This is a genomic window from Streptomyces sp. NPDC096013 (genome assembly GCF_044763565.1).
In the GTDB taxonomy this organism is placed as follows: domain Bacteria; phylum Actinomycetota; class Actinomycetes; order Streptomycetales; family Streptomycetaceae; genus Streptomyces.
Window position 1 is genome coordinate 445,001 of record NZ_JBIWGK010000006.1, and the last position, 23,927, is coordinate 468,927.

General features: G+C 66.6%; 23 protein-coding genes, 1 tRNA gene, 1 other RNA gene and 2 pseudogenes. 22 read left to right on the plus strand and 5 right to left on the minus strand.

The window, feature by feature from the left end:
- The first annotated feature begins 567 nt into the window (after positions 1-567).
- From ACIRB1_RS22880 to ACIRB1_RS22895, 4 genes and pseudogenes are all read left to right on the plus strand, one after another.
- On the plus strand, positions 568-1,023 hold the full coding sequence (locus ACIRB1_RS22880; protein WP_403466744.1) for a hypothetical protein: 456 nt from the start codon (positions 568-570) through the stop codon (positions 1,021-1,023).
- A gap of 379 nt (positions 1,024-1,402) precedes the next feature.
- On the plus strand, positions 1,403-1,612 hold the full coding sequence (locus tag ACIRB1_RS22885) for a hypothetical protein (RefSeq protein WP_403466745.1): 210 nt from the start codon (positions 1,403-1,405) through the stop codon (positions 1,610-1,612).
- Between the two features lie 158 nt (positions 1,613-1,770).
- Complete coding sequence (locus tag ACIRB1_RS22890; RefSeq protein ID WP_403466746.1) at positions 1,771-1,977, plus strand: hypothetical protein; 207 nt, start codon at positions 1,771-1,773, stop codon at positions 1,975-1,977.
- Between the two features lie 1,176 nt (positions 1,978-3,153).
- Positions 3,154-3,234 (plus strand): annotated as a pseudogene (locus ACIRB1_RS22895) (haloacid dehalogenase); the annotation flags it as partial.
- 358 nt (positions 3,235-3,592) lie between these two features.
- On the opposite strand, the gene ACIRB1_RS22900 reads toward ACIRB1_RS22895, so the two are convergent.
- Positions 3,593-7,555: a hypothetical protein gene (locus tag ACIRB1_RS22900; RefSeq protein WP_403466747.1), complete on the minus strand. Its 3,963-nt coding sequence runs from the start codon at positions 7,553-7,555 to the stop codon at positions 3,593-3,595.
- Positions 7,556-7,687: 132 nt separating this feature from the next.
- Between ACIRB1_RS22900 and ACIRB1_RS22905 the strand changes: the two are divergent.
- Positions 7,688-7,923 (plus strand): annotated as a pseudogene (locus ACIRB1_RS22905) (DUF4287 domain-containing protein); the annotation flags it as partial.
- Positions 7,924-8,206: 283 nt separating this feature from the next.
- Here the strand turns inward: ACIRB1_RS22905 and ACIRB1_RS22910 are convergent.
- On the minus strand, positions 8,207-8,521 hold the full coding sequence (locus ACIRB1_RS22910; RefSeq protein WP_403466748.1) for an immunity 53 family protein: 315 nt from the start codon (positions 8,519-8,521) through the stop codon (positions 8,207-8,209).
- Positions 8,522-8,772: 251 nt separating this feature from the next.
- On the minus strand, positions 8,773-9,180 hold the full coding sequence (locus ACIRB1_RS22915) for an NUDIX domain-containing protein (protein ID WP_403466749.1): 408 nt from the start codon (positions 9,178-9,180) through the stop codon (positions 8,773-8,775).
- Positions 9,181-9,705: 525 nt separating this feature from the next.
- Here ACIRB1_RS22915 and ACIRB1_RS22920 point away from each other — a divergent pair.
- Together ACIRB1_RS22920 and ACIRB1_RS22925 are read left to right on the plus strand one after the other, a co-directional pair.
- Positions 9,706-11,013 (plus strand): hypothetical protein, encoded by a 1,308-nt coding sequence (locus tag ACIRB1_RS22920; RefSeq protein WP_403466750.1) that lies wholly within the window; start codon positions 9,706-9,708, stop codon positions 11,011-11,013.
- A 294-nt stretch (positions 11,014-11,307) separates the two neighbouring features.
- Positions 11,308-11,874, plus strand: a complete 567-nt coding sequence (locus tag ACIRB1_RS22925; protein ID WP_403466751.1) for a hypothetical protein — start codon at positions 11,308-11,310, stop codon at positions 11,872-11,874.
- Positions 11,875-13,316: 1,442 nt separating this feature from the next.
- Here ACIRB1_RS22925 and ACIRB1_RS22930 read toward each other — a convergent pair.
- Positions 13,317-14,426 (minus strand): DUF1152 domain-containing protein, encoded by a 1,110-nt coding sequence (locus ACIRB1_RS22930; RefSeq protein WP_403466752.1) that lies wholly within the window; start codon positions 14,424-14,426, stop codon positions 13,317-13,319.
- Between the two features lie 82 nt (positions 14,427-14,508).
- Here ACIRB1_RS22930 and ACIRB1_RS22935 point away from each other — a divergent pair, with 82 nt between their 5' ends.
- The 14 genes from ACIRB1_RS22935 (at position 14,509) to ACIRB1_RS23000 (ending at position 23,487) form a co-directional block, all read left to right on the plus strand.
- Positions 14,509-15,249 carry a GntR family transcriptional regulator gene (locus ACIRB1_RS22935; RefSeq protein WP_352179720.1) on the plus strand — a complete coding sequence of 247 codons (741 nt, stop codon included), beginning with the start codon at positions 14,509-14,511 and terminating at the stop codon, positions 15,247-15,249.
- Between the two features lie 276 nt (positions 15,250-15,525).
- Positions 15,526-15,963 carry an ATP-binding protein gene (locus ACIRB1_RS22940; protein WP_352179719.1) on the plus strand — a complete coding sequence of 146 codons (438 nt, stop codon included), beginning with the start codon at positions 15,526-15,528 and terminating at the stop codon, positions 15,961-15,963.
- 86 nt (positions 15,964-16,049) lie between these two features.
- A complete protein-coding gene (locus ACIRB1_RS22945) occupies positions 16,050-16,778 on the plus strand; it encodes a GntR family transcriptional regulator (protein ID WP_403466753.1) in 729 nt (242 codons plus the stop codon).
- 191 nt (positions 16,779-16,969) lie between these two features.
- A complete protein-coding gene (locus ACIRB1_RS22950; protein WP_403466754.1) occupies positions 16,970-17,320 on the plus strand; it encodes a hypothetical protein in 351 nt (116 codons plus the stop codon).
- Between the two features lie 5 nt (positions 17,321-17,325).
- Positions 17,326-18,699, plus strand: coding sequence for an FtsK/SpoIIIE domain-containing protein (locus ACIRB1_RS22955; RefSeq protein ID WP_403466755.1), 1,374 nt, complete (start codon positions 17,326-17,328; stop codon positions 18,697-18,699).
- A gap of 81 nt (positions 18,700-18,780) precedes the next feature.
- Positions 18,781-19,044, plus strand: coding sequence for a hypothetical protein (locus ACIRB1_RS22960; RefSeq protein ID WP_403466756.1), 264 nt, complete (start codon positions 18,781-18,783; stop codon positions 19,042-19,044).
- The gene (locus tag ACIRB1_RS22965; RefSeq protein ID WP_403466757.1) at positions 19,044-19,670 is read left to right on the plus strand and encodes a DUF2637 domain-containing protein; all 627 of its coding nucleotides are present in this window, start codon (positions 19,044-19,046) and stop codon (positions 19,668-19,670) included. Before ACIRB1_RS22960 ends, ACIRB1_RS22965 begins: the two co-directional genes overlap by 1 nt.
- Before the next feature lie 20 nt (positions 19,671-19,690).
- Positions 19,691-19,882, plus strand: a complete 192-nt coding sequence (locus ACIRB1_RS22970; RefSeq protein ID WP_403466758.1) for a hypothetical protein — start codon at positions 19,691-19,693, stop codon at positions 19,880-19,882.
- The gene (locus tag ACIRB1_RS22975) at positions 19,882-20,073 is read left to right on the plus strand and encodes a mobile element transfer protein (protein ID WP_403466759.1); all 192 of its coding nucleotides are present in this window, start codon (positions 19,882-19,884) and stop codon (positions 20,071-20,073) included. Before ACIRB1_RS22970 ends, ACIRB1_RS22975 begins: the two co-directional genes overlap by 1 nt.
- 9 nt (positions 20,074-20,082) lie before the next feature.
- Positions 20,083-20,277 carry a hypothetical protein gene (locus ACIRB1_RS22980; RefSeq protein ID WP_403466760.1) on the plus strand — a complete coding sequence of 65 codons (195 nt, stop codon included), beginning with the start codon at positions 20,083-20,085 and terminating at the stop codon, positions 20,275-20,277.
- Between the two features lie 17 nt (positions 20,278-20,294).
- The gene (locus tag ACIRB1_RS22985) at positions 20,295-20,540 is read left to right on the plus strand and encodes a SpdD protein (protein WP_403466843.1); all 246 of its coding nucleotides are present in this window, start codon (positions 20,295-20,297) and stop codon (positions 20,538-20,540) included.
- Positions 20,541-20,671: 131 nt separating this feature from the next.
- A complete protein-coding gene (locus tag ACIRB1_RS22990) occupies positions 20,672-21,976 on the plus strand; it encodes a replication initiator (protein WP_403466761.1) in 1,305 nt (434 codons plus the stop codon).
- A complete protein-coding gene (locus ACIRB1_RS22995; RefSeq protein WP_352179707.1) occupies positions 21,969-22,202 on the plus strand; it encodes an excisionase family DNA-binding protein in 234 nt (77 codons plus the stop codon). Before ACIRB1_RS22990 ends, ACIRB1_RS22995 begins: the two co-directional genes overlap by 8 nt.
- 10 nt (positions 22,203-22,212) lie before the next feature.
- Positions 22,213-23,487, plus strand: coding sequence for a tyrosine-type recombinase/integrase (locus tag ACIRB1_RS23000; protein ID WP_403466763.1), 1,275 nt, complete (start codon positions 22,213-22,215; stop codon positions 23,485-23,487).
- 79 nt (positions 23,488-23,566) lie between these two features.
- On the opposite strand, the gene ACIRB1_RS23005 is transcribed toward ACIRB1_RS23000, so the two are convergent.
- Positions 23,567-23,654, minus strand: a tRNA-Ser gene (locus tag ACIRB1_RS23005).
- Between the two features lie 71 nt (positions 23,655-23,725).
- Here ACIRB1_RS23005 and ffs point away from each other — a divergent pair.
- An RNA gene (gene ffs / locus ACIRB1_RS23010) (signal recognition particle sRNA small type) lies at positions 23,726-23,824 on the plus strand.
- Positions 23,825-23,927: the final 103 nt, after the last annotated feature.

Here is a 23,927-nt window from a genome sequence, read left to right on the forward strand (position 1 = left end):
CCCGGTGCCGGCCTACCGCGACTGGCGCATGATCCAGTCGCGGATGCCCCTTTTTCACAGGCCCCGCAGAGGTTTCCTGGTGGTACGGAGGAATGCACATCGCGCAATCTCAGCTGGCGCGACGCATTGCTCCGCGGTGCTTGACCCGGATTTCCCTGATGCACGGGAGGCGGGAATTCGGCGATGGAATCCGGCCGTATCGAGAACGAACTCTGAGGCGACGACTTCGGGGGCGGTGCCTATGCCCGTCTTTGACGCCTGTCCGCTACGGCTGTGCTCCACGGCTCTCCTGCGGGCGGGGGAGGTTGTCATGCCCCGAGACCGTTTCCGGCGACAATCACGGGAAGACGGCGACGACGGCGACGACGGACGACCGCGCAGGGCGAGCAGGCCGACGCCGCGCAGGCCAAGGCCGGGAAGGCCAAGGCCGGGTGAGCCAGGCAGTCCGCGCCGGACACGAGGGGCAACGGAGTGACATAGATGGGCAGTTCACCGGGCGCGGCCTCACCGCCGGACGAGATACGTATCCGAACGACGGCATGGCAACGGACAACGCCCTTCCTCCCCATGGCAGTTCTCACGGCGGCCCTCTTCGCCACCCCCGGCTCGGAGTTCGAGCCACCGGGCGGCCTGCCGGCCGTGGCGGCGCTGTGGATCGTCCTGCTGGTGGTGGGCGGCTTCTTCCCGTCCCGTCTCGGCGTCACCCTCACCCCGTCCGCGATCACGATCCACACCTTCCGCGGCCGCACGATCCCCTGGTCCGCCATCCAGGGCATGGAGATCAAAACGGTCCTGGGCAGCAGCACGGTCGTCCTGTACGAGGCGAACGGCCGCCGTACCGAACTCCCGGTCCCCACCACCGGATTCCTCGTCCGGGACCGCCGCTTCGAGGAGAAGTTCCGCACGATAGGAGCCTGGTGGATGACCCACAGGGGCCTCGACTGGACCCAGGCCCCACCGACCCCAACCTGGTGGAACACCCGACCGCCCGCGGAACAGGACCCGAAGGGCCCACCCAAGTAGCCTATTCACCAACCCATTTGAGGTGACTGGGCAGCCCCCGTTCCACGAGAACAGGGAAGGGAATCGAAGACCGAGCTACGAGAGCAGGGCTACGAACCCGCGCTCCGCCGGGGCATCATTCGTACCGTGGACGATGTTCGGGACGGCGTACTGGGCGTCTGGCGGGTCGGCCGGTCCGGTCGGCTCGGGGGCTACCTGCTGGCGGTCGGCCCGGCGGGCGGAGCGCTGTCCACCTGGTGGGATGTTCTCTCGCACCCGAACACGCAGAACGTGGAAGCCGCCGGAACAGCGACCGCCGTCGCGCTGTGCTTTGCGCTCTTCGCCTGGTGGGTGCTGCTGCGCGTACGTCTGGAACTCACGACGGACATGATCGTCATGGGTGAACCCCTGGGGCACTCAACGCCTGCCCTGGTCACGTGTCGGCTCGCTGACCTTCGGCAATTGGGGAGCGCGGTTCCTCACGAAGGACGGGTTCACGTACACGGCATACGCCCTGAGTGACCTGGCCGCCGGAGTCCGCCAGGACGCCCGGTTCGCCGACGTGAAACGCGTGTCCGATGCCCAACTCCGAGACGGGCAGCAGCTGTAGGGGGCCGAGGTGCCGATGCGCTGTCGTGAGAACCGGACGGACGACACCCTCGGGTTAGCACGACGGCGCATGTGTCTCCCTGTCGTTGGAGGAGGCCGCTGCCCGGGAGGCTCAGCGAGGAGAGCGACCTAGAAGTGCGCGGCCTCAGTCTGCTGTGCGTGTCCAACGACCGTGAGGACGGACGGCATTACACCGACGCCGACACCAAGGTCGTCGCGGAGTCCGAGGGCACTCCCGTCGTGAACGAGCCGAACCGGCTGGAGAGCTGGGCGTGGTACCCGCTCAACTCGCTGCCCAGCCCGCAGTTCCTCCGAGTGGAACTGACCCTGAACAGCTACCGCTCAGGCAAGCTGCACATCCCGTGAACCATCACCCCAGGAACACCACTCGACTTTCCGGGTGGGTGATCAATGAGAACGTCGGTCGGGGCGAGAAACGCTCGGCGTGAATTTAATTGGCGAGCTACCCGCACTTTGATTTCGTCGCGCCCGGTCGACCCAGGAGGCCGTAGACAATGTCGCGCACGCCGACACCCTTCCGGTGGCCGACAGCCACAACTTCCCCCTCGTCCAGGAGTTGGGCGAGACGGGCTCGCCGCCGAGCCGCGCGTCGACACCATGCGGGACATCAGGGCCGGGCACGGGTACGAGAAGGTGCCGGGCCTGCGCCCACACGGCGCCCTGACGATGTTCCCGTCGATCCCTCCCACTCCCGCCCGAGCAGGGAGCGCCGCAGCGTGCTGGTCCGGGACGGCGTCCGTAACAGCAGCCATACCGTCGCGCCGGTCGTGACCGAGATCAGCGAGCATCCGTCCGGGCGGCCCACCGGGGGCCGCCTGGAGTGAAGTCGACCAGCTCAGCCCCGGTGACCTCTTCCGTTCGCTCAACGCGGCGATCGAGTACCAGCGGCGCTCCGCGGCCGACGCCCGGATACGGACACCGCTCGGCCGGGTGACCTCGCGGATCCCCGCCGACCGCGCGACCCACGGCCGCCTGGTCAGCATCGGCACGCTCCTCCTGTGCGCGATGTTCTCGGCCAGTTCATTACGCCCAGGGCCCCATAATTCCACCTGACCACACCCAACACCGCGACGCACACACGACGAAGGGCCCCACCGCGAACGGTGGGGCCCTTCGACATCGTGCCCGGTGAGGCACTGGCGGAGGATACGAGATTCGAACACGTGAGGGGTTGCCCCCAACACGCTTTCCAAGTCTTCGTCCAGAGGTTCACGGAACATCAGGAACGTCCTGAACTGCGCTGAAGCGCCTTGCACGCGATCTTCTGAACGGCCCTGAACGTGGGCGAATGAGACCGGAAGTGAGACCAGAGACGGTCGCGTTCTGCCTGGGCAGGCCCCACTTGACGCATCGCGTTTCGTGCTGCCTAGCAGGTTGACTCCGAGCCTGGAGGCGGGTGGTTGATGAGGGGGGAATCGATCTCCATGGCGAGCCGAGGATGGCGATTCGAGTCATCGGCAAGCGGGACGATTGCCTCCCGTTCCATGAGCTTGATCGGCAAAAGGGCATGTCGGACTGGCTGGGGTGCCGCGGCATACGTTCGCGGCTGTTATCGCGCAGGGGCGGTGTTACCGGGAGACGTTTCAGGAGCCGCGGCCGGGAAGCGGAGTGGTTCGGTGAGGATGATCCGTTCCGGATGTGGGGCCGACGCCTACCGCGCTTCGCGGTGTCGGTGGTCGTCCGGTCGCTGGGCGAGGACTCCGCGGCCGGCATCGCCGCCTCGGTCGTCGCCGGCCTCGCCCCGGTCCACGCCCGCGGCCGCTACCAGGGCGCCTTCAGGGTGGACGGCACTCGCCGCGGGCGCCCTCGCCGCAGTAGGCCCGCTCGCACTCGCCCGCCGGATCAGCGCACGAGCAGAGAGCACACCGCAGCCCGGCCGACGTTCGCCGGAGCGCGCGGCAGTTTCGGTGTGTACAGGGAGCGGTCGGGGGCGGTGCGAGCCCCGCCCCCGACCTGGTGGTCAGCTGCTGTAGTACCCGGCCAGGTCGGCGATGACCTGGACCGAACCGGTGTGGTTGGCGAAGGTGACCCGTCCGTCAACCACCGGCACCACGACCATGTTGGAAATAGTCTGCCCTGCGCCGAAGTTGAGGTTCGAGACCCCGGGCTCCGGCAGACCGTGCGGGTGGACCGTCAGATATCCCCCGGCCGAAGGCGCCGTGACCGTCACGGTGAGCACCACTGCCGTGACCCCGGAGGAGGGGACGCCGGCCGTACCGGTGACCGGGAGGCTGACCAGACCGCCCGGGGCGACGGCTCCGGGCCGGGCACCCAGTCCGCTGCGTGTGTCCAGTAGCCGCAGCGGGCCCGCCGGGGTGAAGGTCGAACCGGTGGCGGAGAAGTATCCCGTGACATCGGCGAGGAGGTCGACGGAGCCCGCACTGTTGCGCAGGTCCACCGAACCGTTCACGACCGGGGCGACGACCATGTTGGGGATCGTCCGGCCGGCGGGGAAGTTGATGTTGGATACGGCCGGCAGCGACTGGCCGTCGGGGTACACGGTGATGTAGCCCCCGGTGGTGGGCCGGACGGCGGTGACGTTCATGACGACGGCGGTGACCCCGGTGGCGGGGATACCGTGCGTCCCGGCGACCTTGAGCTCGACGATTCCGCCCGCGCCGATCCGCGCCTTGGGGGCGCCGGTGCCGTTGCGGGTGTCCAGGAAGCGCGTCGGCGAGACCGGCGTCAAGGCCGAACCTGAACTCCCCTCCGCGTAGTAGCCCGTGACGTCGGCGAGGAGGTCGACGGAGCCCGCACTGTTGCGCAGGTTCACCGATCCGTTCCGTACGGGAACCGTCACCAGGTTGGCGATGGTCTGCGGCGCCGTGTAGTTGACGCTGGAGACGGTCGGCAGCGGCTGACCGGCGGGGTACACGTCGACGTGGCCGTTGCCGGTGGGCCGGACGGCGGTGACGTTCATGACGACGGCGGTGACCCCGGTGGCGGGGATACCGTGCGTCCCGGCGACCTTGAGCTCGACGATTCCGCCCGCGCCGACCCGTGCCCTGGGGGCGCCGGTGCCGTTGCGGGTGTCCAGGAAGCGCGTCGGCGAGACCGGGACGAGGCGGTTGTGGGTCGCCGCCGGTGCGGCGGTGACGGTATAGGCGCCCGGAAGGTAGCCGGGTGACGGGATGCCGGATGTGTACCCGACGTTGTCGATCACCAGGTCGTACGCGCCCGGAGGGAGGTCGTACGTACCGAGCCGCACGGTGAGCGTGGTGCCATCGGCGCTGACGGAGACCGGCTCGGCGGTGCGGGAGTCGTCCCCGGACCGGAGTTCCACCTGGGTGCCGAGGGTCAGGTTCGCGCCGTGCAGCACAACCTGGTTGGACGTCCCGGCAGGTCCGCTCGTCGGGCCAAGCGAGGTGACGTCGGCCGACTTCGGCTGAGTGGTGCAGCCGCTCTTGCAGACACCCTGCATGGAGTACTCGACCGGAGTGTCCGCCTGGTACGGGCTCACCAGCATCAGGTAGTCGCCCGCGGAGGCGCTGGAGGTGGTGAGGCAGGAGTAGCTGAAGACACCGGCGTTGTCACCGTTGCACTGGTAGGAGTAGTCGGCGCTCGTGCCGGCGAAGCGGGTGGTGCTCAGCAGGCTCACCCACGGGGTGCCCGTGCTGCTGCTCTGGGTGCCGTACACCTGGAAGCGCTGCGACGGCTGCATGGGGATCACGGCGCAGTACGCGGTTGCGGACTCGGTGAACGTGCCGCTCCGCACGGAAAAGCCCTGCGGGGACACCTTGTTCGCCGTGCACTCCGGGGCCCAGCCCGAGGCGGTGCCGACGCGCCAGGTGTCGACGTGTGCGGAAATGGGGGTCTCGTCGTACCCCGAGGCCAGGATGATGACGATGTACGAGGTCGAGCCGGTGACGCGGCAGGAGACGCCCCACTGCCGGCACACGCTCGTGCCCGAGGCGTCGACCACCTTCAGCACCACGCCCGTGTTCCGGGCGGCCGTCGGGGTCCGCGCGGACATCCAGAGCTTGTCCGTGGCCGCTGCAGTGACACGCAGACACCGGCTGTCCAGTGCGGAGTCGAGGGTGAAGGACGTGGAGGCTCCACCGACGGTGAGCGAGGCCGGAGCGGCGCACTTCGCCGTCGAAGAGATGTCCCGGCGGACCAGCTTGTACGTGTCCGAGGCGCCGGTGCCCGTCAGCAGGGCCGTGTAGCCGACACCGGCCGTGAACCGGCAGGTGGTCGTGGAGCCGCCGACAGTGGTGCACAGCTCGTTGCCGGCGCCGTCGAACACCCGCACCGCGGCGTTCACCCTGTTGGTGTTGTTCGTGTAGTCGAACATTTCGGCGGTGGAGTGCTGGTCGGCGGCGATGCCCAGGCACACGGCCTGGGTCGTGCTGGTGAGCGGAACCGACACGCCCCAGGTGCCGTCGAACGCCGACTGCGGCCAGGCCGTGCAGCCCGCGGTCTTCCCGGTGTCCTGGACGGCGAGCTGGTACTCACCTGCGGCGGAACCCGAGAGCACCGCGTGGAACGGGGCGGTCCCGGTCAGCTTGCAGATCACCGGGGAGTCGTCGTTGTCGCACTGCGCGATGCCCTTGGCGTCGAACACTCGGTAGCTCGGGTTGACTCCGCCGTCCGGTGTCCGGTCGATCAGGTAGAGGCCGTGGCCGGTGGCTGTCGGGAGGGACAGACACTGCTGCTCGCCCGGTCCGCCGAAGGCACCCTTCACCGCGCCGGAGGCGAAGCCGTCGTCGCGTACGGCGGTGCAGCCCTGCGTCAGGTTCGTCGCGTACAGCCGGACCCCGAAGGCGGCCGGGGCGCTGCTGCGCCCGTCGCGCGCCCAGGTGTAATCACCTGAGGTCAGGGTGCAGGGGGCGAGCAGCGTGGGGGTGCAGCGGGACGTGCCGTCGGTGGCGTAGAGGCTCCCGGAGACGCTGTCGCCGACGGTGTCGAAGAGATAGGGCCCGGAGGCGGGTACGTGCAGGACGCGGCAGCGCGCGGTGGACGTGGCGTCCGGGACCGTGCCGTAGGCCAGCGGCTGGACGGTGGGGCAGCCGGCGGGAGCGGAGAGGCGGGCCGACGTGAGGCTGTAGTCCATGCTCGCCGCGTACGACTGGTTCGTCAGCACACGGAACGGTGCGTTGCCCTTGAGGGTGCAGTCGAAGTCCGTGGCGTTGTTCTCACGGGTCGTGCAGACCTCCGTGCCGGTGGCGTCGTAGACGGTCCCGGTCACCTGCCAAGCGGACAGATGGCTCCGCAGAACGTCCCCGGCGGCGGACGGCAGGCCGAAGCAGTGGCCGGCGGACCCGGCGGTAAGCGTGTCGGCGAGGGACTTCGGCGCCCCGAGGGCGGTGTCGTCCTTGGAGACCGCGGTGCAGGAAGTGCCGGACAGCAGAGCCGTGTACGACACCGAGAAGCCACTCGGCGCGGCCCCGGCCTGCACGGTGTACGTACCGGCCCGGCTCGTCGGACACCGTGCCGCCCCGTACGCGCCGTCGGGCCGGTCGCAGGTGACCGTCGAACCGTCCGGTGCGATGAGCGTCGGGTACTGGGGCTGGTCATCGGTGGAGACGACCTGGAGGAACACCAGGTCGTCGGGGTTCGGCAGGGCGAAGGTGAAGCTCGCGCCGCCCTCGGGCCCGGCGGAGCAGGTGTAGACCATTCCCGACTCAATCGCCCCGGAGCAGGTGTCGGCCGCGTCGCTACGGCCGATCTCGCGCGCGGCGGTGGCGTGCAGCGCCTCGGGAGCCGCCTTCTTCTCCGGTGACTTCGGTGACTTCGGTGACTTCGGTGTCGCGGGCCCGGAGGTCGCGGCCGTGGTCTTCGGGGTCGGCACGGCCACGGCGGAAGCCGTGCCGTTCTGTGCGGTGAACGAGGCCAGGACGGCGACGATCAGCGCGAGAAGCGAAGTGGCCCCCCTGGACGCGTGTCGTCTTCGGTGTTGTTCCCTGATGGACGTGTGAAGCATGCGTTCCCCCCTGGAAAGCGCAGGCCCCGTCCCTGTGGTGCTCACGAGGGCTCTTGGGGCGAGCGAATTCTAACGAGGGGCAAGGACAGACGTTCGATCTTTACTGTGGCGTGGATCGCGCCTTCCCGACCGATGTATTCGCGCCTCGGTCCAGGTCGTACAGGCAGCACCACCACGCCGCAGACGAACGGAAGCGCAGCCACGGCCGAACCCGTGAAGGGCCCCGCGAGCTACTTCCCCTCGATCGAGAAGAAGTACGGCCGACCGATCGCGGAGTGGAAGGACCTCATCCGCGCCTCGCCCCTGACCGAGCACATGGACTGGTCACCTGGCTCAAGACGGAACACGGCCCGGGCTACGGCCACGCCAAACGTCGAAGGGCCCCACCGCAAGCGGTGGGGCCCTTCGACGTATTGCCCGGTGAGAGCAATGGCGGAGGATACGAGATTCGAACTCGTGAGGGGTTGCCCCCAACACGCTTTCCAACTGTGGGGGTGGGGTGGTGGGGTGCGTACGGGGGCGTTCACCTGGGTTCATGGGCGGTCGGTAGTCGACACTGGGAGGGTTGTGGGTCTCGCCTGAACGGTCGTGAACGGGGCTGAATGAGACGGAAATTGAGACGGGCCACCCCTGCCCGCGCTGGTCGGGCGGCTAGGGCTCCTGGCTGACTGACGTGGCCCATTCGCGGAACAGGCGGAGTACTTCGCTGAGGTTGAGAGGGCCACAGGACGCGTCAAAGACGTCGTCCGACACCTTCGCCATCACCCAGTCGGAGTGGCTGCGTTGGATGTCCGTTCTCACATAGGGCCGGCCGGAGAGCGTCGTCTCCTCAAGGTCGATGTGCACTGTCCAGCCCGGGTTGTCGAGCGTTGCGATGCGAACGCCCCATTCGTGTTCCCAATCGCCGTCGCACTGAGCTTGGTACCACTGCTCCAGCCAACCGAGTTCTCCGTCTGTGTCTGCCATGACGGCTGATCGTATGAGGTCGTGATCTGGCCGTACGGTGCAGTCGTTGCCAACCTTCAGCTTGGGAAGCTGCATGCATTTGGGGCTACTTGGAGCGTTGACCTGCGTGAACGGGTGTGTGTCGGCCTCTTCGGTCCGGTGCACTTTCCCTGTGATTCCCCGTTGTTCCCACCCCGATCTGGTGCGGTTGCGGCGCGGCCGTGACGTAGAAGAGGGCCGCAGCAGCGACGGTAGAGGCCGCGGTCACGGGATCAGGGAAGCCGTCCGGCCTCGTGAAGCGCGTCGAAGGCCATCTCGTCGACGGCTGAGACCCGGTCCCGGTCGGCATAGCGGAACCACGCCTTCTCGGCGATCTCCCTCGACGGGGTCAGCTCACCGTGGTGGTCGGCGGTGTAGCAGATCATCCGGAAGGGGTCGTGATCCGGATGGCCCTCGCCGATCTCGAAGGTGCCGAAGTGCACCATGGAACCGGGGTCGATCGCCGCCCGCAGTTCCTCGTCGATCTCCCGCACCAGGGTCTCGCTGTCGGACTCGCCCGGCTCACGATGACCGCCCGGAAGGTAGAAGCGATCTCTGCCGTGACTGCGCGTCACCAATACCCGGTCGTCCACGACCAGGAGCCACGCCACCTTCTCCGGCACGCTCTTGCCATCCGCCATGGCTCGGGACCGTATCGGAAGGCATGGTCTGCGTCAGCGCCGTCCGCACACTGAGCTTGGGAAGCTTGGGTTCTCTGAGGGCGCTACCTATCCTGACCTGCGGTGGACCTGGAACGGTGCGGAGGCGGTCGCCGACTTGTTCCCCGCTGTTCCCCGTGGTTCTCCGCAGGATCTGGCACATATCTGGCACGTCCGATAGCCCGGCTGAGAGGCTGTGCCGTGACTGATGGTGAGGTTGTCGAGGCGTTGCGGATCGTCGCCCTGGCGGGGACTTTTCCACCGCCCGCGACACCAGAGGCTGCCCCGGTTGCGGCAGTTGGAGAGACACTTCATTGGTCTCGGTTCCGAACTCTGTCCTCGACATGGACTGCCGACGGATGGGGGGACCCAGGCGCTGTAGAGGTGCTGAACTGACGGGACCTCAACTGTCAGACCTGGCCGCTACGCTGGAAACGCGCAGGCTCGGACATTCCACGTTCGTCTACCCAACCTCGCGCAGAAGTGCATCATTCAGCGGAGGCGCTCGTGAGCGTGGATAGCCTGTGGTCCAAGATCGATCTCTCAGTTCAGGCTGCGCCTAGCAATGGGGTGGCGAGCGAGGGGGAGGAGCCCAGCTTCGAGAGCCGTTGGAAGGCATGGCCCAAGTGGACGTTCCGCCTGCTCGACGGCGCTGGCTCCTTTGTTTGGATTTATGTTTTCTTCAAGCTCTTTGTCTTTGATGTTGACAACTATCTGATCGAAAGATTCTTTCCGGGCGCTGGCTCAATTATCAGCTACCGCTTCCTATTCGCCGGTGGCATTTTTGTGCTGCTCGTCCTATTTTCGAAAGGGCGGCGGATGAAATATCTCTACGTGGGTTTTTTCCCCTTTGTTGTCGCGTTTTGGAAAGTTCCCAAATGGCTCTATAAGGCGAAGAGTTGGGTTGCGGTATTCACCTTTGTCAACGTGGCTGCCACGGCGGTCGGGCATCTTAAATTCAATGTGACGACGCGATTCTGTGCCATTCTTGCTCTTGTGGGAGTGGCTGTGGCCTCCAATCATGTGGTTTTGGCTCTTTGTGCAGCCTATTTGGGTCTCTATTTCTTTCTTCTCATGGCTCGAACAATTTGGTTCTCAGTGAGGCCCTCGCACTTTCTCAAGTCTCAGCAAAAGCTGATCGATCAGGTCTCCAGTGCAGGTTTCATTGCTCAAGTTACTTCGGTCAGCCCGCAGCTCAGGGATGCCAGCGTTGAGAAGTTTAGTGCCGCTCAGCTGGTCACGTTCCAATCGAACTTGGGAATGGCGGTGCTGTGCAGCAGGGCAACGTATTACTGGGCCTATCAACTGGAGAAATACAGGAAGAGTGCTGCGGCATTCATCTTGAGCATGGTCGCGTACGTTAGTCTTTACCTGCAGGGAACGGTTGCATTCTCGGCAATTAACTGGGCGATTCTTAAAATTGACCCTGTGGCCTTCTCTTACTCGGGACATCCAAGCTATCTACAGGTGGCGTACTACTCGCTCTTCAATGGCGCAGGGTCCGCCCTTACGCCGATTTCTGGAATTGCGATATTTGTGAAGATTGCAACCAACGTTGTGGCGCCGCTTTTCATTACGGCACTTGTTACTCAGTTTCTAATTAATCGCCGTCAGGTTGAGCAGGATGCTGCTGCGCAAGAGGCTGTGAAGAAAATCAAAGCTGCGGGCGTGGAGCTTGAGAAGAGATTTAGACAGGAATATGAGATTTCGACTGAAGAGGCTATTGTGCGACTCCGGGATTTGGGTGAGTCAATCTTCATGACTCTCATTATGGCCATGTCCTCTCAGCTGCCGCCCGATTACGACAGCGACTAGCCCATGAAGCGGTGGAGCGTCAATGAGCGCGTTCAGCACCACCAGTTGGAATCAGCAGCCTCGGGGATTAAATCTTCAGGCCTACTGGACGTTATGCGGCGCTCAGCCCTTCGATGCGAACTACGGGCCGGACGGTCGCTGCGGTCTGCTCGGCTGCTCAGACGGTCGTGCGGCGCTGCCGGCGGTGCCACCTTGGTGCACCCCCGTTGTCTGGCACGAGAGGGGCACGGCTTATCATGCCCAACCTTGTAATTGCGACGCGCCGTCAGGGCCAGGTGCGGGAAGGTGATGGTCATGACCGATTCACCCAGCGTGGCCTACGACTTCGAAGATCTCTACCCTGCCCTCGGGCAGCTCGTCGTGGCGAGCGCTGACATGGAGTCGCGCCTCCGATACGTCGTTTCTGAGCTGGCAGGGAACGATGATGCTGGCTGGATCGTCTTTGAGGGGCAGTCGGTGGAATGGCTTGTCTCAAATGGCATAGCGCTGTTGGGACAGCTTGAGGAGATGCGTCGTTGGCCGACGGCGAACTCGCAGCGAATCCGTTCGGCCCTTCTCGCCGCACAGGAGGTGAACCGATTGCGCAACCTAATGGTTCACGGCGAATGGCGTGCGGAGTGCGTCCTGCCCGGTGAGGGGTGCGTAGGCCGGCCTGGCGGTAGCCCGCCGGATCATCGCGTGTTCCACGTCTGTCGAAGCCGTTACAGGAAGGGCTTTGAAGAGCGCCAGTTCGCTGTCATCGATGTTGAAACCATCGCGAGCAAGATGTGGGATCTCGAAACCGAGCTTAGAGAGGCCAGCAAGGCGGCTGTTGACGCGTGGCTGGGGAGGAGCGCCGTAGTGCCGCACCTGCCAGCATGATCAATCTTGAAAACCGTCGTCGCAGCGATGTGACCGTGGGTTCAAATCCCACACCCACCGCGGGTGAACGGCCCCTGACCAGGTAACTCGGTCGGGGGCCGTTCTAGTACACGCTGCCTGTGAGCGACCGTCATTCCCCGTTGCTTCCCGGCTGATCGGGCACGGCAGGGGCACGGTGGTGGGGTAGGTCAGCTCCGGTACAGCACGGCCGCGAGGCCTGTCAGGGCAGTGATCAGATTGGCGAGTGCAGAGATCATCACGGCTGTGTTGGGGGCCTTGACTGCTCTGCCCATTGCCCCGGGTGTACTATTCTGAGACGGGCAACAAGTGTTGCCCGTCTTTGAGAGCGGTAGAGGTTCGTCATGCTCAGACATGACTTCCTTTCATGTATCGGTGACCCGTATGGCGCTGTGTCTTGTCGGACGCGCCGTACGGGTCTTCGGTGTGAAGTTGCGCAACCCTAGCAGGGCCTGCACATGAACTACGTGAGACCGCTTGACAGTTGTTCCTGCCGGGTGAGCTGATCCGCTCGGAGACCGTAGCAGCGGCTCGCCTACGGCCCAATTCAGTCACCAGGGAAGCGTTCACTTCCAGCAACAAAGCGCTTGGCGTCAGGCCAGTTCTATGGTGCGAGGCATTTCGGCGTTGGCGCTGGTTACGAGGTCAGGGTGTATCTACACTGTGTAGTCAACGTGTGGCTACAGTGCACCCGTTAACGTTGGCTGGAAAGTATCCACAGACGTGTTCCCCAACGTCCTGGCCCACCACTCGCCCCGCTTCCATCCCGTCCGCCGTCGACCCACACACCGTGGAGCGGGCGTGGTTCATGGCGTCCAGGTGGAGCGCGCCACTGTACGAACGACCTGGACGCCATGGGCCGCGTCTGCTCGGCTCTGCCTGGGTCGATGGTGGTCGGGATGGAAGCACCCCACGCACACCCCTACGGGCCCGCAGTCGCGCACGGCGCCCCCTCCATCCCGGTGCCGGCTGATCCCCCGCCGGAGGCATTGCCCGGACAGTGGCGCGCGTACGGTGCTCACCCATCACCCCGGACCCCCACGTGGGCGCGCGTCGGCGCAGCGCGGGCGGAGCGAGCCGAAGGCAGGAGCGGCGCCCGCAGCGGAGCCGAGAGCGCGCCCGGCGGAGCGGAGCGCAGCCGGGGCTTGAACCCGTAAGGAAGGTTGTAACTCAGGCGTCCGATGGGCGTTGTGGGCCTGGTGAGCTCTCAGGCTTCGAGGCTGCTGCCATGTGTCGGGATTCCGCTGCGGCTCGCTGAAGGGCTTGGGCTACCTGCTCGGCGTCCTCTGGAGAAAGCTGCATCTCTTGGGTCCAGAGGATCGACAGCCTGATGTTGCCGGTCACTAGGTTCAGGGCAACGTCAGCTTCGGCTCCGGTGCCGGTGGCGTCATGCACAGCCAAGTCGAGGTCGCTCCTGAACACGCTCACGATGATGGGGTCTCAGTGGCGGTGAGATCCCACAGCGGAGCCGCGTACTGCTCCGGCGCGGTCTCCAGGAGTAGCGACCGTAGTGCTTCTCGCTGGCTGCCAGGAAGGCCGAGTGCTTCAGCGAGGCGGCGGAACGTCGTGTGAGTGACTCCGCGGCTTCTGGCCTCGTTCTCGAAGCGTTCGAGCTGAGACAGCACCGTGCCGGGGTCGAACTCTTCCGCAGGCTGGTCCTTAAGCCACGTCGCCTTGTTGCGCTCGTAGTCGATTTCGGAGAAGCCGCAGACCTCGCGGCTCAGTGCCTCTACCTCGCCCAGGGTGGTTGTCGTCATGATGGCGCGAGCCAACTCGTTGCGGCTCAGGGCCTCGTCCAGGTCGACCAGGTGGACCGCTGGGCTCTCGTCGGTAAGGGATATGGGAAGTCCCGCGTCTCGGACCTCGCATGTGCCCCTTACGCCCCGCGCTGTTGCAGCGAGCATCCCTGTCGCCTCGGAGGGATGCCACTCCAGGACCGAGCCGATCGGTTCCGCGTCCTTTGCCGTGAACGTGTGGACGACTGGGCCGAGTATGCCGCGCAAGTCCTTGTGTGGCAGCTCGCCGTCCAAGCCGGGCCCTGCGACCAACAGCCGGATCGGCGCGTTCACTTGACCGCACGCAGCCAGCGTCAAGGAGTCGGCGAGAGGGCTCTTCAGAGTTGGCTCGTTGCCTCGGGCCAACACATCGCCGCCGACGTCCAGGAGATCGATTGTGGTCGGCCGCAAGCGGGTGACCAGTTCTTCGACTTGGCGCGTGACACCCTCGGCGCCTTGCCTTGGATCGATCAGCGCGAACGTGTGCGGGAGTTCTGCCGCGAGCCGTGGGAGCGTCGAACCTGCCGGAGCGATCGGGCGAGCCTTCGCCGGCACCTTCCAGACGGCCGGGGTGATCACTTCGAGGCCGGTGAAGTCGTCGACTCCTCTGGGGCCTGGTACCGGGTCGACCAGCAGGCGGTCCCACGCGTACGTGAGGATCACTGCATGGTCGCCCTCGTCGCCGTAAAGGGCGGCGTCAAGCATTGCGGCGGCGACTGCGTCGCCCCCTCCTCCTGCTGCGACGATCAACCGCGTCATGGTGCCCAAGCGTACGGGGTCGGTCCTTGACCACTCACCCTATAGTGGCTAGAGGCTATAGCCACTTGGACGAGGAGGGGACATGCCTCAGATTGAGGAGGCTCAGCCGAAGTATCTCCAGATCGCACACTTCATCCGCGATCAGATCCTTCGGGGTGACCTACGGCCGGGGGACGAGGTTCCTTCGGAACGGCAGTTGGCGGCGGACTGGAAGGTGTCCCGGCCGACGGCGGCGCGGTCGTTGGAGGCGCTGAGCCATCAGGGGCTCGTCGAGAAGCGGCAGGGGTCCGGCACATACGTGCGGAGTCTCGAAGTGAACCGGCGGGCACGGGAGTTGTACGGGCGGGCCCGGCAGACCGGGAAGATCTACACGCCCGGTGAGTACGCAGTGATCACGTCGGCCGGGTGGCTGGACGCGCCGGACCACGTTGCTGAGGCGTTGGGCCTCGTGAAGGATCGACGGGCCGTGCATCGTCGGCGCGTCACGAACAACCAGGACGGGCCTCTCTCGCTGTCCACCTCGTGGTTCGCGCCGGACGTCGGGCAGCGGGCGCCCAAGCTTCTGGAGCCGGAGCGGATCCAAGAGGGCACCTTGATGTACGTCGAGAACCTGACGGGACGGCAAGGGAGTTACGCGGAGGACCGCATGTGTGCCCGGCCGGCGACCGAGGAGGAGGTAGTTGACCTTCAACTTGAGCCAGGCTCCGCCGCGTTGATCGTGCATCACGTCGTCTTCGACCTCCAGGACCGGCCGTTGGAGTTCGCCGAAGCCACCTATCCCCCGCATCGCTGGGCGTTCGAGCAGGGGTATCCGCTTACCTGATGGGTCGTCACTTCGTTGAATCGCTTGCGCGTCGCAAGTGGCTAATGCCACTATCCATTAAGTGGCTAAGGCCACTTGATCGGAAGGGGGCACGGAGTGACGAGTCAGGAGCCGGACCAGGGAGCGCGCTTACCTTGCCGGAGTTGTCGGGGACGTGGTTGGAAGCGTGTCAGTTCGCGTACTTCCCTGGCGCTCGCCGCTGCTGCTGACCGCACCCGTGCCACATCGAAGCGGCGCTGCCTCGACTGCGACGGCAGCGGCAAGGAGTGAACGCGGATGACCTACGCGATCGACCACCACCCCTCTGGGGACTCACCGCGACTCGGTGCGATGAGCCTGCATCCGACTCCGGAGTCCGTCCCTCGGGCCCGACGCTGGTTCCGGAAGTTCATCGCCCCGTACAACCCGGCCTGCTCGGTCGAGGACTGTGCGCTGATGATCTCGGAACTCGTGACCAATGCCATCCGCTACGGGCGGGCTGACGAACCGTGGGTCGTGCGGGTGGAGTGGTTCCGGGACGGGGCCTCGCTCCGGGTCGAGGTCCACAACCCCGGATTTCCCGCGAACGTGCGGTTGCGGCACCCGGACGCGAACGACGCGCACGGGCGCGGACTGCTGCTGGTCGACTCCATCGCCGAGTCGTGGCACTCCGGGCCCAGTCGCTTCGGCGGCACGGTCGTCTCCTTCGTAGTGGCCGATGCCTGGCCGGCCTGAAGAGGCGTCTGGGTTCTCTTCCCCGTTCGCTGCCGCTAGTCTGGTTGACCGGTTGACTTGGCCAATCTCGACAGGCGGCGGCGTTCATGGCGTATGACGTGGAGGCACCGAAGTACGTTCGCCTCGCTCAGACCCTTCAGGGTCGCATCGAGGACGGCACATACGCCCCCGGAACCCGCGTACCCAGTGAAAACCAGCTGGTACAGGCTTTCGGGATGTCCCGCCCGACCGTCGTCCGGGCGCTGGAGCTGCTGAAGCGTGACGGCTGGCTGGAGTCCCGGCAGGGGTACGGCACGATCGTGCGCGGTCGTCCCGCTGTCGTCGAGCAGAAGGACCGCCGGGGGAGTGCAGCGCTCACCCGTGATGAGTCCCAAGCCCCGGGGCGGCTGGTTGAGGTCGGCCGTGTCTCCGTTCCGGCGCGCGTCGCCTCCGCACTCGGGTTGCCGAAGCGTGCCAAGGTCCTCATGCGCCGATTTCTGGTTGAGGAGGACGGCGAACCCGTCGAGCTGGTCTCGTCGTACTTCCCCGCGAGCCTGATCGAGGGCACTGAACTGGAGAGTGCCGCACCCCTGAGTGGTGGTACCCGTGCGCACCTGGAAGCGCGGAAGAAGGTCCGCTTCGACCACGTGACGGAACGCGTCTCGGCACGACTGCCGGACAGCGGAGAAGCTCAGCTACTCGGCCTGCCTGACGGTGTCCCTGTGCTCAGCGTCCTCGTCATCGCGCGCGACGCGTCGGGCCAGGCGTTGCAGGCCTCTGACGTGCTGCTTCCCGCTGATGGGCAGGAACTCGAAGACACCTACCGGTTGAGCTGACGGATTCTCTGGCTCTGGCTCATGTGTGTGGTTGACGGCTGGCCAGGCGGTAGACCCTGTACGTGATTCCCAGGATGTGGTTGAAGGCTACTCGCCAAGTGACTTGACAAGTCAACCTGGCAACTCTAACTTCGAACTTGCTAAGTCAACCTGTCATGCGACGGGTTGTCGATCTCAAAGGAGAACTCTCTGTGCGTGCAATCCGAGTTGACGCCTCGTCCGCCACGATCCTTCTCACCGAAGCGCCGGCACCGAAGGTGCGCGACCGGCAGACCGGTGAGATCGCCAAGGACGCCGTGAGCGGTGAAGCGCTGATGACTGTGGGCGTCGTCTACATCGACGGGGGAGACTCGTCGATCGTCCAGGTCACCATCCCTGAAAGCGGCGTGACGGAGGGCCTGACCGTCGGCGCTCCGGTGTCCCTGCCGGGGCTCGTCGCCCGGCCGTGGGAGAGCGTGTTCAACGGCCAGCAGCGGCACGGCATCGCTTTCCGCGCCACGGCCGTTGCTCCGGGTGCCTTCCCCATGGCTGAGGCGGTCTGATCGACGTGACCGACCTCGTGACGCTGGCCGAGCTGGGCGGGTCGCTCGCTGCGATAGGCGGCGCTGCCTACGCCCGGCACGCGTACCCGGCGGCGTACTGGTCCACGGTCGGGCTGCCAGTCTCGGTGGCCCGGCTGCTGGGCTCGTATACGTCGACCATGGACGCCTGCGGCCTGACGGTCGAACCGTCCCGTTGGCGGGCGCTCGCCGTCAAGGCGACAACTCGCCGTGAGGTACGGCCCGTTCCGCCTCGCCGGGGCGTGATCCGACCGACCTCGACGGGCCTCCGAATCCGGCTTCGGCTGGCTCCGGGACAGGAACCGGCGGACGTCGCCGCCTCGGCGGAACGGCTCCGTCACGCGTGGGGCGTACATGCCGTGTACGTCCGGGACGTCAAGCCCGGTGTCGTCGAACTGCGACTCGTCGGGTTCGACGTCCTACGCAAGGTGCGCATGCCGCGCCGAACCGCTGCTGACTTCCTACGGCTACCGGTGGCTCTGCGGGAGGACGCCACCGCGTTCGTACGCGACTACCGCGCCGTACCGCATGAACTCGTCCTCGGCGCCACGCTGTCCGGCAAGTCCATGTACCTGCGGAACCTGCTCACGAAGTTGGCTGCTCAGCCGGTTGTCCTTCTCGGCATCGACTGCAAGCGGGGCGTCGAGCTGGCGCCCTTCGCCGCCCGGCTCTCCGCGCTGGCGACCGATCCCGACCAGGCGGCCGAACTGCTTCCCGTGCTCGTCAAGGAAATGGAGGACCGCTACGACCTGATCAAGGCACGGCAGGGCATCGCCCTCGGCACTCCGGAAGAGCTGATCACGTCGGACATCTGGGGTCTGCCGGAACGCGAACGTCCCGCTCCCATCGTGCTGTTCATTGACGAAGTGGCCGAACTCTTCCTCATCGCAACGAAGAAGGAAGAAGAGCGGCGGGACGAGATGGTGACGCACCTCATCCGGCTCGCTCAACTCGGCCGTGCCGCCGGCATCTATCTGGAGGTCTGCGGCCAACGCTTCGGCGCCGAACTGGGCAAGGGTGCGACCATGCTCCGCGCCCAGCTCACGGGCCGCGTCTGCCACCGCGTCAACGACGAAGCCTCCGCCAAGATGGCGCTCGGTGACATCGCTCCTGAAGCGGTCTACGCCGCCTGCGCCATCGCCCCGGAACGCCCCGGCCTAGCCGTCGTCGGCGACACATCCGGCGGATGGTCCCGCATCCGAACCCCGCACCTGACCCTCGCAGACGCTGCGGCCATCTGCCGCGAGACGGCACAACTCGCCCCCGACGTACCGGCATTCACGCCCTTCCGGCCCTACGTCCCGCCCATGCCCGCAGAGGCATCCGGGTCGGTGGCTTCGCCTCACCCGGTCACCGAGTAAGCGCACCCGCTCCAACGGCCGGCGCGGACGTCCCGCGCCAAGTCCCTACCCAACCCATGCCCAAACAAGAGAGGACACCCTGTGACCGCCTCAATGTCCTTCTACGCGGACGCCGACACCACCGTTCGACTCAGTGAGTACGGCACGAACCGCGCTCCCATCCTCACCCTCGACGGAGAAGACCACTCCCTGTCAGTCTCCGCCTTCGACCGGGTACCGATCGCCGATCACCTGACCTTCGCCCGCGACCTGGCCGCTGCCTGCGCCGACTACGTCAAAGCTCTGGAGGCCTACGCCGCCGCCCTGGCCGACGACTGCGACCAGGAGCCGGACGAGGAGCGCTGATGCGGCTTCCGCTCCGCCTCGACGCCGTACTCGTCCAAGCACTCATCGCCGCTGCCCTGTCCTTCGCCCACCTGCACGACCTTGCCTCTGCCGCTGGACAGCACGGATGGAAAGCCTGGGCCTACCCGGTCTCCGTCGACCTCCTGTTGGTGGCGGCCTGGCGGCGGCTCCGCTCCGGCGGGGCGAAAACGGCCGGGTGGTGCTGGTTCCTGGTCGCACTGACCGCATCGCTCGGCGCCAACGTCTCCACCGCCGGACTACTCGACCTGAACGCAGTACCGGCCTGGCTCCGCATCCTCGTCGCCGGGTGGCCGGCCGTCGCCTTCCTCGGCGGAACGCTGCTCGCCCACGAAGCCCCGAGGTCCGAAGGGACCCCGGTGGTAGCGGAAGAAGCCACGGCCCCGCCCATCTCAACTCCCGAACTGCCCATCACGGAACCGGAGTCGAAGCCTGAACCCGCTCCGCTCCCTGCAACTTCCGTCCCGCCCGCGCTCGTCGCCATGGCTCGCAAGGTCGCCGGCGAACACCGCACCCGGACCGGAACCGCCATCGACACCTCGACGCTTCGCGCCCGACTCGGCGTCCCGATGCCGCTCGCCGAAGCCATTGCCACCCAACTCACCTGACCCCGGGAGAACTTCCAACCGTGCGTCCGACCACGCTCCGCGCGCTCAACCGTGCTGCCGAGCTGACCCGACAGAACCGCTTCACCGAAGCCGTGCTCATCGCCGAACCGGTGATCCTCACCGCCGACCACCACGAGGGCGAGGAAATCCGCCGCTGGCTCATCGACCACGTCACCGACTTCACCGACGAGAACTCGAAGGAGGCGGCCTGATGCCCGCCAACCCCCGCTTCCGCAGGGTCGTCCGAATCGGACCCGTCCAGGTCGCCACGTACTACGACTACCGGGGCGCCGAAAAGCACACCGCCGCCTGTACGGCCCCGCGCTGCGGCTTCGCCACCGACTACGACAGCCGCGCTGCCGCCGAACTGGCCGCCCGCACCCACCGCTGCCGCGTCCGCTGAGGAGATCCCGTGACCGTCTCGCTCCCGCTCGTCTTCGTTCTGGGCGTCATCGCCTGGACCGCGATCAAGTTCCTCGGTGTCCGCCTCTGGGTCGCCGTCGTGATCGCACTGTTCGGCTTCTGGCTCTCGCACACCTTCCTCGCCCCCGCCATCGAGACCGGCACCCGTTCAGGGGTCGGCGTCGTCAACGGCACCGACAAGTGACAAGGAGGTACGCCGTGTTGTTCCGTCCGCAGCTCCCCGACACTCCGCACTTGCCCCCGGCCGTCACCACGCAGCACCAGGTACAAGCTCCGGTGCAGTCCACCGGACGTCAGCTCACTCCCTACGTGGGTGCGGTCGCCGCCGTGGTCGTCGTAGGGATCGTGCTCACCGCGCTCCTGGCGGCCGTCGCCGTATCGGCCGTGTCCGTGGCCATCGCCGCCGTGGTCCTGCGCTCCCTCGTCACCAACGCGCACAAGCGCTGACCGGCCCCGGGGCGGTGACAACGCCGCCAAGCATCCCGCCGCCCCAGGGCCGTCCCTCCCAACCGCAGAAACAGCCGAAAGGAACCCTCATCATCACCCGGCAGACTCCGCCACCGTTGGCGGAACTCTCCATGCTGGCCTCCCTCGGCACCATGCCCGAGCTGGCCCGCCAACTGTCCGGCCTGGGTGGCTGCACCCACCCGGTCCGCCTCGACGGCCACCGCACGGAGTACACGGTGAACACTGCAACCGGCGAGATCGGCCGAGTCCTGAACCAACTCGACTCAGGGGCCCTCCCCGCCGGTCAGCTCCTCGTCCGCTGCAACAACCGTCGTGCGACCCGCTGCGCCGCCTGCGCCGAGACCTACCGGCGCGACACCTTCCACCTGATCACCGCCGGACTGCGCGGCGGCAAGGGCACATCGGAACAGGTCTCCACCCACCCACGCGTCTTCGCCACCTTCACCGCCCCCGGCTTCGGCCCGGTCCACAACCGCCGCACCGATGGCCGCCCCTGCCGCTGCGGCACCCACCACGACCAGGAGGACGCCGTACTCGGCACTCCGCTCGACCCGGACACCTACGACTACGAAGCGGCCGTGCTCTGGAACGCACACGCCGGAGCACTCTGGCGTCGCTTCTCGATCTACCTCCGCCGTGAGGTCGCCAAGCGCGCCGGCCTCACCCAACGCACCCTCCGCCACCATGCCCGCATCTCGTTCGCAAAGGTCGCCGAGTACCAGAAGCGCGGGGCCGTCCACTTCCACGCGGTGATCCGCCTCGACGGCCCGGAAGGCGGCGACACCCCGGCCCCGGCCTGGGCCACGGCCGAGCTGCTGACCGACGCCATCCATGCCGCCGCGACCGCCGCACGTATCGACGGCCCGGAGAACGACGGCAGGGCCCACCGTTTCGCCTTCGGGCGACAACTCGACGTCCGTCCGATCCGCTCGGCCGACTTCGACGGCGGCCAGGAGCTGACCGAGCGAGCGGTAGCGGCGTACATCGCCAAGTACGCCACCAAGGGCGCGGAAGCGGCGACCGGCACGCTCGACCGCCCCATCCGCTTCCTCGCCGAGCTGGCACAGGCCCGGATCACCGATCACGCCCGACGCCTGATCCGGATGGCCTGGGCGCTGGGCGCTCGCCCCGAGCTGGCAGACCTCCGCCTGAGGGCCTGGGCTCACATGCTCGGCTTCCGCGGCCACTTCTCCACCAAGTCCCGCCGCTACTCGACCACCCTCGGCGCCCTCCGTACCGCCCGTGCCGACTGGCGCCGTGCACAGGCCGTACCGCCCGTTCCACAGGACGGCGAAACCACGCTCGTCCTCGCCCACTGGATGTTCGCCGGAACCGGTCTCAGCGCTGGCGAGACCTGGCTCGCCGCGTCCCTCGAACCCGCCCCCGGAACGGAAGGAGAGCCCACACGTGGTTGATCCCCGAGTATCGGCGAGCACCCCGGACAGCGCTGATCCTTCCCTGGCCCTCCTGACCGTGGAAGAGGCGGCCAGACGGCTCCGCATCGGCCGTACGACGTGCTTCCGGCTCGTACGTGCCGGAGAGATCGAGTCCGTCACGGTAGGGCGGCTCCGTCGAGTCCCGGCCGACGCCGTGCCCGCCTACGTCACCAAGCTCCGTCACCGACCCGCTGAAGCGGCCTGAGAGGGACGTCATGCCAGAGAAGAAGCCGCGCACACGACAGCCCAACGGGGCCTCGTCCATCTACCTCGGCAAGGACGGGAAGTGGCACGGTCGAGTGACGGTCGGCGTCCGGGATGACGGCACCCCGGACCGCCGCCACATCGAGCGCAAGTCCAAGGCCGAAGTGACCCGGGCTGTCCGCGAAATGGAGCGGGCGCGTGACGACAAGAAGCTCCGGAAGCCGGGCCAGAGCTGGACGCTGCAAGCCTGGCTTGAGCACTGGGTCGAGAACATCGCCAAGCCGTACGTCTCCGAGAACACGTACGACGGGTACGAGGTCGACGTGCGCGTTCACCTCGTGCCGGGCCTGGGCGCTCACAAGCTCGACAAGTTGGAGCCCGAGCACCTGGAGCGCTTCTACCGGAAGATGCAGGAATCCGGGAGCTCCGCCGGCACCGCTCACCATGCTCATCGGACGATCCGAGTCGCACTCGGTGAGGCCAAGCGGCGTGGTCACGTGGTCACCAACGTTGCCGAGATCGCCAAGGCTCCGCGTCTCGAAGAAGAGGACATCGAGCCGTTCACGATCGAGGAGGTTCAGAGCCTCCTCGTCGAGGCCGCCAAGCTCCGCAACAGCACGCGTTGGGTCGTCGCCCTGGCGCTCGGCCTCCGGCAAGGGGAGGCGCTCGGGCTCCACTGGGAAGACGTCGACGTGGAGGCGGGATACGTCCGCATCCGCAAGAACCGTCTTCGTCCCAAGTACGCACACGGCTGCGGAGACAACCCGTGCGGCCGGAAGGCCGGTTACTGCCCCCAGAAGCAGCAGACCCGCCGAGAGCACAAGTCCACCAAGTCCCGCGCCGGACGCCGCACGATCGGCCTCCCCGATCCGCTGATCAAGCTTCTCCGCCAGCACCAGGAGCAGCAGGAGAAGGAGCGGAGCGAGGCAGGTACCGACTGGGAGGGCAAGGGATACGTCTTCGCCTCCCCGACCGGTGGCCCGCTCAGCCCGAACACCGACTTCCACATCTGGAAGCGGCTTCTCAGGGACGCGGGTGTGCGGGACGGCCGTCTTCATGACGCTCGCCACACCGCCGCGACCGTCCTCCTGATTCTCGGCGTCCCGGACGTCGTGGTGGACGCGATCATGGGTTGGGAGCCCGGGGGAGCGGCCAGGATGCGCGCTCGCTACATGCACGTCACCGGAACTCTTCTGCGGAAGGTCGCCCAACAAGTCGGCGACGCTCTTTGGGAGCCGGCCGGAGCGGACAACGAAACCGTCGGAGCGGGCAACAAAGCCAACTGAGACGGAAACTGAGACGGACAACGACGAAGGGCCCCGCTGCGAACAGCGGGGCCCTTCGACATCGTGCCCGGTGAGGCACTGGCGGAGGATACGAGATTCGAACTCGTGAGGGGTTGCCCCCAACACGCTTTCCAAGCGTGCGCCCTAGGCCACTAGGCGAATCCTCCGCGGCAAACAATACAAGACGTTGAGGAGTGCTCGCGAACTCGTTCCCCCCGCTCAGATCCTGTAGCCTGTGCGGAGCCCCTCACGCGGCGCTATCTGACTGAACTCCCCCAGGGCCGGAAGGCAGCAAGGGTAGGTTGGCTCTGGCGGGTGCGTGGGGGGCGCTTGCGTTCCCGGGGCGGGGAGCGCCGCCCTGGATGCGGGGAGCGTGGATGCGGGGAGCGCCGCAGCGGATCCTGTCGGCGGCCCGCGTTGTCAGTGGGCGCCTATAACCT